Raw genomic sequence first — 8,564 nt, 5'->3', positions numbered from 1 at the left:
GTACGGCTTGTCCCTATAACCTTGGCAGTACAAGGTTGAGATTGACAGCTGTTTGTTGATACCAGATTCAAAAAACTAAATACTTCTTCCGGATTCAGAGTGGCGCCCAGCACAGCGAAGCGCACTCGTACAGTTTATGCCTGATGACCATAGCAAGTCGGTACCACCCCTTCCCATCCCGAACAGGACCGTGAAACGACTTTGCGCCGATGATAGTGCTGCAACCAGTGTGAAAGTAGGTTATCGTCAGGCTAATTAACATGCTGTGAAAGCAGCAGTAAGTAAAGTAGTAATGCAAAACCCCACTCGGCGAGCCTGAGTGGGGTTTTTGCTTTTCCATCCCGGATTTCACAAAGCGCTCGTCCCATTCCCAGTATGTGTATACTCGGGATATTTCTGATGTCGTCGTCCTATGGCTGCTGATCAACAAGACAGAACATCCCGTTTGCCCACGTTCGCGCGTCGCGCGACTGCCTTATACGTGGGAGTCGCTCTCCTTTCACTGGGCGCCATGGTAGGCATCCCATCCGTGTCGGCACAGGCGACCCGGCCGTCGCCACCTGCCGCTCCTGCTGCACCTGCGCCCGCTCCTGCACCGGTCAAGCTCGACACCGTCACCGCCCAGCGCGGCGACATCCGCGATACCGTCGCGGCGAACGGCAAGCTGCAACTGCACAAATGGGCCGACGTCTACCCACAGATCGGCGGACAGGTGAAGGACGTGCTGGCTGCCATCGGCGACACGGTCAAGGCCGACCAGCCCTTGATCGAGATTACTCCGACCCAGCAGCCGACCAAGGCCGAGAGCAATCGCGCCCAGATGGCCCGCTTGCAGGCGGACCTGGCCGACCAGCGGGCGCAACTCGATTTTGCCGAGCTTCAGTTCAAGCGCCAGACCCAGCTGAAAGCCCAGAACGCGACCCGCGAGGAAGCCTTTGAATCGGCACGCATGAGCGCATCCTCGGCGAGCGCGCGCGTCGATGCGATCACCGCCCAGATCCGCGAACTGGAAGCGACCTTGAAGATCGACGAGGACGCGCGCCAGAAAACCATGGTGAAGGCGCCGATGGCCGGCACCGTCGTATCGCTGGCTGCGCGTCCGGGACAAATGGTAACGGCGGCGCAACCTGCGGCGCCGCTGCTCCGGATTGCCGACCTGTCCGACATGACGGTGGCTGCGCGCGTCGCCGAAAACGATGTGACGCGGCTGCGGCCCGGCATGGACGCGAGCTTCACCACGCCGGGCTACCCCGGCAAGCACTGGTCCGGGAAATTGCGCCAGGTGATCCCGATCCCGGCGGACGGCACCGGTGACCAGGGTAAGCAGGCCTTTTATATTGTCCTGTTCGAGGTGAAGAATCCGAATCATGCACTGATGAGCGGCATGAGCGCGCAGGTGCAGTTCGTGGTTGAGCAGGCGAAGAATGCGCTGCTGTTGCCGGCGAAAGTCCTGGGTGCGCCGGACGACGACGGCCTGTATGACGTGAATGTCGTCGACAACGCCCGGCAGATCAGTCCGCGCAAGCTGAAAGTGGGCGTGCGTGCCGGCCAGCAGGCACAGATCGTGGCGGGGCTTGAAGAAGGCGACAAGGTGCTGGTCGGTCCGGTGCCGAAGGGGCTTGCGCTGCCGGCTGCGCCGAATGCCGGTGCCAGGCCACCCGTGGCCTCGGCACACGAGGCGCATCAATGAGGCTGCGCCCCCTGACGCTGCCATTTCCCCGTGTGCCGGCAGCGGTGTCGTTGGCATTCGCTTGCGCCGCGCTGGCCGGCTGTGCCAGCCGCGGCCCGAGCGCCGAGCCGCCGCCCAAGGTCGATCTGCCCGCCGAGTGGACGGCCGGTACGCCCGAGCACGCGGCCTGGCCCGACAAGCAATGGTGGCAGCGCTTCGGCAGCGCCGAGCTGACCCGCCTGGTCGACGAAGGCCAGTCCGGCAACCTGGAACTCGCAAGCGCGCTCGAGCGCGTCAAGCAGGCCGAAGCAGGGGCGCGCATCGCCGGCGTCTCGCTGCTGCCCACGGCGAGCTTTTCCAGCGGCGCCAACCGGTCGGTGCCGCTTGCAAGCGGCAGCGGCAGCACTTCCGCCAGCAGTGCCCTGCAGGTGTCCTACGAAGTCGATTTCTGGGGCAGGAACAAGGCCAGCGTGGCATCCGCCCAAGCCTCGCTCGCGGCCAACCGCTTCGACCGCCAGACCGTCGCCCTGACGGTCACCAGCGGCATCGTCGCGACCTATCTGCAGGTGCTGTCGCTGCGCGACCGGCTCGCCGTCGCGCGCCAGCACGTGGCGAATGCCGAACACGTGCTGGCCCTGGTCGAAGCGCAGAAGAGCGCCGGCGCGGCGTCGTCGCTCGACCTGGCGCGCCAGCGCTCCGCCGTGGCGCAGCGCAAGTCCGACATACCCGACCTGATGCAGCAGGAACGCGAAGCGCAGTCGGCGCTGGCGATCCTGCTCGGGAAAGCGCCGCAGACCTTTTCGGTGGCCGAGGGAGGGCTGGCGGCGGTCACCTTGCCCGAAGTGGCGCCGGGCCTGCCGTCCGAACTGCTGGCGCGCCGGCCCGACATCCGCCGCGCCGAGGCCGACCTGGCGGCCGCCAATGCCAACGTGGCAGTCGCCCGCGCCAACCTGTTCCCCAGCATCAGCCTGACCGGGGCGATGGGCACGCAAAGCAGCGCCTTGCTGTCGCTGCTGAATGCGCCGAACCTGGTTGCCAACGTCAGTGCCTCGCTGTTCACGCCGATCTTCGACGGCGGCCGCCTCAAGCGCGAACGCGACATCGCCATCTCGCGCAAACAGGAAGTGGTGCAGGCCTACCGGGCGACCGTGATCGCCGCCTTGTCGGAAGTGGACAACGCGCTCGGCCAGGTCCACAGCCTGGATGAGCAGCAGCGCCTGAAGACCGTCGAGCTGGACCAGGCGCGCCAGGCCTACGATCTGGCCGAGATCCGGTACAAGCTGGGTGCCGAGGATTTCATGACGGTGCTCGACACCCAGCGTGCCTTGTCGGACGTGCAGAACGACATGGGGATTCTGAAGTTGCGTCGCCTGCAGGCGACGGTGTCCCTGTACAAGGCGCTGGGCGGCGGCTGGCAGGACGAGCCGGGCGCCGGGAAGCCGGCTTCCGCAAAATCCTGAACCCCAGGCGCCTCGGGCTTTGCGGCCCTAAGGCTTTGCTAAGTCCGGTTGACTACGATGTGCGCGATCCTGTTTCCTCATCGCACGTCCTTGGCGGCGGCGCACACCGGCGTAGTCGATCTCATGAAATTGTTTGCTTCCGTTTTCCTGGCGGCCGGCCTGCTGGCCGCTACCGCATCCACAGTCCAAGCCCGTGACAGGCATCCGACCCCGGTGCCGCCGGCCGCGCGCCTGACGGCGCTGCGCTCGAGCGCCGTCCTGATTCTCGATCCGAAGACAAAACAGGTCCTGTACCAGAAACATGCGGATGCGGTCATGCCGATCGCCTCGCTGACCAAGCTGATGACGGCGCTGGTGGTGCTGGAGGCGAAGCAGGACATGGCGCAAACGCTGGCCATTACCGGCGCCGACGTCGACCGTCTCAAGTATTCGTCGTCGCGGCTGCGCGTCGGCACCCGCTTGCCGCGTTCGACCATGCTCCACCTCGCGCTGATGAGTTCCGAGAACCGGGCGGCGTCGGCACTGGGCCGCAACTACCCGGGCGGCACCAGGAAGTTCGTCGCCGCGATGAACGCCAAGGCGCGCGCGCTCGGCATGCGCCACACGCGTTACGTCGAGCCGACCGGGCTGTCGAGCGCGAACGTCTCGACCCCCAGGGACCTCGCCAGGCTCGTGGTCGCGGTCGAAAAACACCCGCTGGTGCGGCGTTATTCGACCGACCGCGAACACACGATCAGCCAGGGCAGGGACCGCACCGTCTACCACAACACCAATCGCCTGACCGCCAGCCGAAGCTGGAAGATCCGGATGCAGAAGACCGGCTATATCTCGGAGGCGGGCCGCTGCATGGTCCTGCATGCGGCCGTGAGCGGACGCCCCACCGTGATGGTGTTCCTGGACGCCCAGGGCACGCGCGCGCGCGCGGCCGATGCGAATCGCGTCCGCGCCTGGCTGGCCAGTCTCAATCCCTGGGCACGGAACTAGGGACCATTGCGGTCTTGCCTTCATGCCGGCATTGATGCATCCTTGCGGACTTTATTGAACACTGCCGCCTGGCATCGTCCCAATGAGTCAATCCGCCCCACGCCAGACCGTGCCCCGCTGGGGCATGGCCGTCGACACCGAGCGCTGCATCGGCTGCCATGCCTGCTCGGTGGCCTGCAAGGTCGAGAATGCCGTCTACCTCGGCATGTTCCGCACCAAGGTCTATTACCATGACTTCCACGGCCGCGATGCGGTCGGCAAGAACACGCTCAAGCGCGCTTTCCTGCCGACGCTGTGCATGCATTGCGAGGACGCGCCCTGCCTGAAGGCCTGCCCGACCGAGGCGATCCGGCGCGATGCCGACGGCGTGGTGCGCATCGACGCCGACACCTGCGACCGCTCGCGCGACTGCATCGCCGCCTGTCCCTACGGCGCGATCCATATCGACCCGGTGGCGCAGGTGGCCGACAAGTGCGACCTGTGCAGCCATCGCCTCGATGCGGGCCTGCAGCCGGCCTGCGTGGAAGCCTGTCCGACCGAGGTATTCGCCTTCGGCGACCTGGGCGACCCGGACAGTCCGATCAGCCGCTTCAACGCGAAATACGCGCGCGAGCTCACGGTGCTCAAGCCGGAAGAGGGCGCGCGCCCGATGGTGCAATACCGCGGGATCGGCAAGGTGGTGCCGCGCGCGGTGGAGCGCAAGCTGCCGAAGGGCCGCAACCACGATCCGTTTACATATGAAATCGACACCTGGGCCGAGCTGCGCGCCGACTACGGCACCGAGGTCGGCGAGGCGAAAGGAGGCGCATGATGGAGCGCCGCCGGTTCATGAAGTCGGGACTGGGCGCGCTGGCCACGCTCGCGGTCGGGGAAACCATCCTGCTGACGCCGGAGGATGCCGCCGCGGCGACCGCCGCCGCGCCCGATCCGCTCGCCTATGCCGCCGACGCCGACGGCAAGGCGCGCAAGCAGCGGCCCGACTACCGCAACGCCGCGTCGGTAAAGAGCGTCTGCCTGAATTGCTCGACCGTGTGCGGCATCGAGGGCTTTGTCGAAAACGGCAAGGTGGTCAAGATCCGCGGCAATCCGCTCGACCCGAACCTCGGCAGCTTCATGACCTGCGCCAAGGGGCAGAGCGGACCGACCATCAATACCTATCCCGAGCGCCTGCTGTACCCGCTCAAACGCGTCGGCGCGCGCGGCGAAGGCCTGTGGAAGCGCATCACCTGGGACGAGGCGTACGACGACATCGCGGCGCGTATCCGCACGTGCATCGCCGACGGCCATCCGGAGCGCGTGGCGATCCACCAGGGCCGCTCGCGCTACGAATCCGAGTTCTCGCGCTTCCTGAACGCGGTCGGCTCGCCGGTGCTGCTGAACCACCGTGCGCTATGCTCCTCGAACAAGCGCGCCGCCAACTACGTCAGCCTGGGCGAGACCGACTGGGAGTCGATCGACGCCGAGCGCTGCCGCTACTTCCTCAACTTCGGCGCCAATTTCTACGAGGCGCACCAGGGCGGCCTGCACCTGGTCAAGCGCGTGGCCAAGGCGCGCTTCGACCACGGCGCCAAGCTGGTCACCTTCGACGTGCGCATGTCGAACACGGCCGGCCGCAGCGACGAGTGGTTCCGGCCGCTGCCCGGCACCGAGGGCGCGATCGCGCTGGCGATGGCGCACGTGATCCTGCGCGAGAACCTGCACGACCGCGCCTTTATCGCCGACTTCGTGCAGCCCGGCGAAGCGCAGCTGCGCGCCTGGCTGGCAGCGTACACGCCGGCCTGGGCGCACCGGCTGTCCGGCATGCCGGCCAGGGACATCGAGCGCATCGCGATCGAATTCGCCAAGCTGCGGCCGGCGGTGGCCGCCTTCACCAACCGCGGCACCGGCGCCCACTACAACGGCTTCAACGCCGAGCGCGCGGTGGTCATGCTGAACGCCCTGGTCGGCGCCGTCGGGCGGCCGGGCGGCTACTGCTACGGCCTGGACGACAAGTTGTCGCCGGCGCGTTACCCGGCGCCGCAGCCGGAGCCGCCCAAGGTGACCATCCGCACCGATCTCGAAGACCCGCCCGAATGGCCGCTTGCCAACCGCTGGCAAAAGATGAAGGTCGGCCAGGTGGTCTACGACTACCTGAAGCAGGGCCGCGCACGGCTCGACGTCTACCTCAGCTACACGATCGTCTCGCCGATGACCTGGCCCGAGGGCCGCACCACGGCGGTCGAGGTGCTGCGCGACGAGAAGCTGCTGCGGTTCCACGCCTGCTCGGACATCATCTATTCGGAGATGGCGCATTACGCCGACCTGATCCTGCCGGATGCGACCTACCTCGAACGCTGGGGCATGGACATCCGCAACAACCTCGAGCTGCAGCACTACGCCATGTTGCGCCAGCCGATGGTGGCGCCGCCCGGGGAAGCGCTGTCCTTCCCCGAAGTCCTGTTCAACGTCGGCCGCCGCCTGGGGCCGGCGCAGGCGCGCTATTTCGCCTTCGGGACGCACGAGGATTACGTGCGCGTGCAGTGTTCGAAGCTGCCCACGACCGGTCCGGACGGGCGCCGCTTCGCCGACGGCTTTTCCTACATGAAGCACTACGGCGTGCACGTCGATACCAGCCAGCCCAAGGCCTACGAGGTGTTCCGGCGCAAGCTCGGCGCGGCCCAGCTCGAAGGGGCGCGCGTGGACGAGGCCAGCGGCTGCATCGTCAAGGCCGACAAGCCGGGCGGCAAGGAGCGCGCGATCGGCCTGATGGTGGGCGGCGAGGCCTTGCGCGGTTTCGCCACGCCTTCGCGGCGCTTCGAGATCCATGCGCCCGAGGTGGCGAAGGTGGCCGCCGCGGCCGGCATGCGCGACGACGGCATGCCGAGCTTCCGCCCTGTGCCAGGGCTGGCGCGGCTGGCCGCGGACCGCTTCGTGCTCACGACCTTCAAGTGGAACGTGCATACCCAGGGCCGTACCGCATCGCAGAAATATCTGGCCGAGATCGTGCACGACAATCCGATGTGGATGCACCCGCGCACCGCGGCGCGCATCGGCGTGAAGTCCGGCGACCTGGTCGAGTTGACGACCTACCGTCCGCGCTCGGGCAGCGACGGCGACCGCGCCTTCAAGGCCGCCGCCGGCGCCGGCGACGAGGTGGTGGGGCGGGCGCGCATCCGGGTGTTCGTCACCGAAGGCATCCACCCGAAAGTGCTGGCGGTGTCGAATTCGGTCGGCTGGCGCTTCGGCGGGCGTGCCACCCAGGGGCGCAACGGCCGGCGCGACAGCGTGCTGGCCGCCACCGGCCAGGCCGGCATGCGCGGCGCGCTCGACGCCGAAGCGCGCTTGGACGACCTGCGCAATGGCGTGTGGTGGGACGAACGCAACGGCGGGCGTGGCAATGGCGTGAACATCAACGCACTGTTTCCGGTCAATCCGTCGCCGCTGGTGGGCATGCAGGCCTGGTTCGATACGGTGTGCAGCGTGCGCAAGGTGACGGCGGCGTAGCGCCGTGGCGGCGTCCTCGGGTAAGATGGACCGCTATGGAATTCCGCCAGATTAACTACTTCATCGCGCTCTACGAAGAGGGCACCGTGACCCGCGCCGCGCACCGGCTCAACATCGTGCAGCCGGCCCTGAGCATGCAGATCGCCAAGCTGGAAGAGCAGCTCGGTCAGCAGTTGTTCGAGCGCTCCAAGCAGGGCATGGTGCCGACCGCGGCCGGACGGCAGATGTACCGCCTGTTCCTGCCGATCATGCGCGACTTCTCGAACGCGCACGCCCAGCTGCTCAGCAGCGACGGTGCGATCCGCGGCGAGGTCAACGTCGGCCTGATCGCCTCGGTGACGGAAGGTGTGCTGGTCGATACGCTGAGCGAGTTCTCGAACCGCTATCCGGAGGTCGACGTGTCGGTGGCCGACGGCTACACGAGCACGCTGATCGACTGGGTCACGGCAGGGCGGCTGGATGCCGCCATCATCAACAAGCCGCGCCGTCCGCTCGCGCTCGACGTCGAGCACATCGTCGATGAAGAGATGGTCCTGATCACCAGCGCCGCGTCGGACCAGGGCGTGCCGCAGAGCCTGGCTCTGCGCCAGCTGTCCTCGCTGGACCTGGCGCTGGTGCTGCCGACCCGCGGGCACGGCCTGCGCGGCACCATCGATGCGTTCGCGGAAAGCGAGAACATCGAGCTGGCGCCGAAGTTCGAGATCGATTCGCTGGTGGCGACCGTCAAGCTGGTCGAACAGGCCCGCGTGGCGACGATCGTGCCGCGCATCGCGGTGCACCGCCAGCTCAGCAGCGGTATCCTGCGCGCGCATGCGATCACGGCGCCGCGGCTGGTGCGGCGGATGGTGAGCGTGGCGCACCCGCGCCGGCCCTTGAGCCCCGCGGCGCGGCTGTTCCTGTCGATGCTGGCCGCGAACCTGCGGCTGCGCGCACCGGCGGAGCCGGCGGGCCCGCCGCCGCCGGCCTGA

6 protein-coding genes and 1 rRNA gene are annotated in these 8,564 nt (G+C 67.3%); all 7 read left to right on the top strand.

Translation table 11 applies throughout. The features are described from left to right. The first annotated feature begins 139 nt into the window (after window positions 1–139). The 7 genes from rrf to U1H99_RS21255 all read left to right on the top strand — a co-directional run bounded on the left by rrf (window position 140) and on the right by U1H99_RS21255 (window position 8,564). Window positions 140–252: ribosomal RNA gene (gene rrf / locus U1H99_RS21285) — 5S ribosomal RNA — on the top strand. Between the two features lie 259 nt (window positions 253–511). Then, window positions 512–1,690, top strand: coding sequence for an efflux RND transporter periplasmic adaptor subunit (locus U1H99_RS21280; RefSeq protein ID WP_323143712.1), 1,179 nt, complete (start codon window positions 512–514; stop codon window positions 1,688–1,690). Then, entirely contained in the window at window positions 1,687–3,129 is a 1,443-nt protein-coding gene (locus tag U1H99_RS21275) for an efflux transporter outer membrane subunit (RefSeq protein WP_323143711.1), read from the top strand. The genes U1H99_RS21280 and U1H99_RS21275 overlap by 4 nt, the downstream gene beginning before the upstream one ends. Before the next feature lie 123 nt (window positions 3,130–3,252). Beyond that, window positions 3,253–4,113 carry a serine hydrolase gene (locus U1H99_RS21270; protein ID WP_323143710.1) on the top strand — a complete coding sequence of 287 codons (861 nt, stop codon included), beginning with the start codon at window positions 3,253–3,255 and terminating at the stop codon, window positions 4,111–4,113. 82 nt (window positions 4,114–4,195) lie between these two features. Then, the gene (locus U1H99_RS21265; protein WP_323143709.1) at window positions 4,196–4,924 is read left to right on the top strand and encodes a 4Fe-4S dicluster domain-containing protein; all 729 of its coding nucleotides are present in this window, start codon (window positions 4,196–4,198) and stop codon (window positions 4,922–4,924) included. Further along, window positions 4,921–7,596, top strand: coding sequence for a molybdopterin-containing oxidoreductase family protein (locus U1H99_RS21260; RefSeq protein WP_323143708.1), 2,676 nt, complete (start codon window positions 4,921–4,923; stop codon window positions 7,594–7,596). Before U1H99_RS21265 ends, U1H99_RS21260 begins: the two co-directional genes overlap by 4 nt. 35 nt (window positions 7,597–7,631) lie before the next feature. Continuing rightward, a complete protein-coding gene (locus tag U1H99_RS21255; RefSeq protein ID WP_323143707.1) occupies window positions 7,632–8,564 on the top strand; it encodes a LysR family transcriptional regulator in 933 nt (310 codons plus the stop codon).

Origin of the sequence: Massilia phyllosphaerae (assembly GCF_034659755.1) — a bacterium.
Taxonomy (GTDB): Bacteria; Pseudomonadota; Gammaproteobacteria; order Burkholderiales; family Burkholderiaceae_D; genus Telluria; species Telluria phyllosphaerae.
Note: the sequence above shows the minus strand (reverse complement) of the source record. Positions and strands in the feature narration are given on the sequence as shown.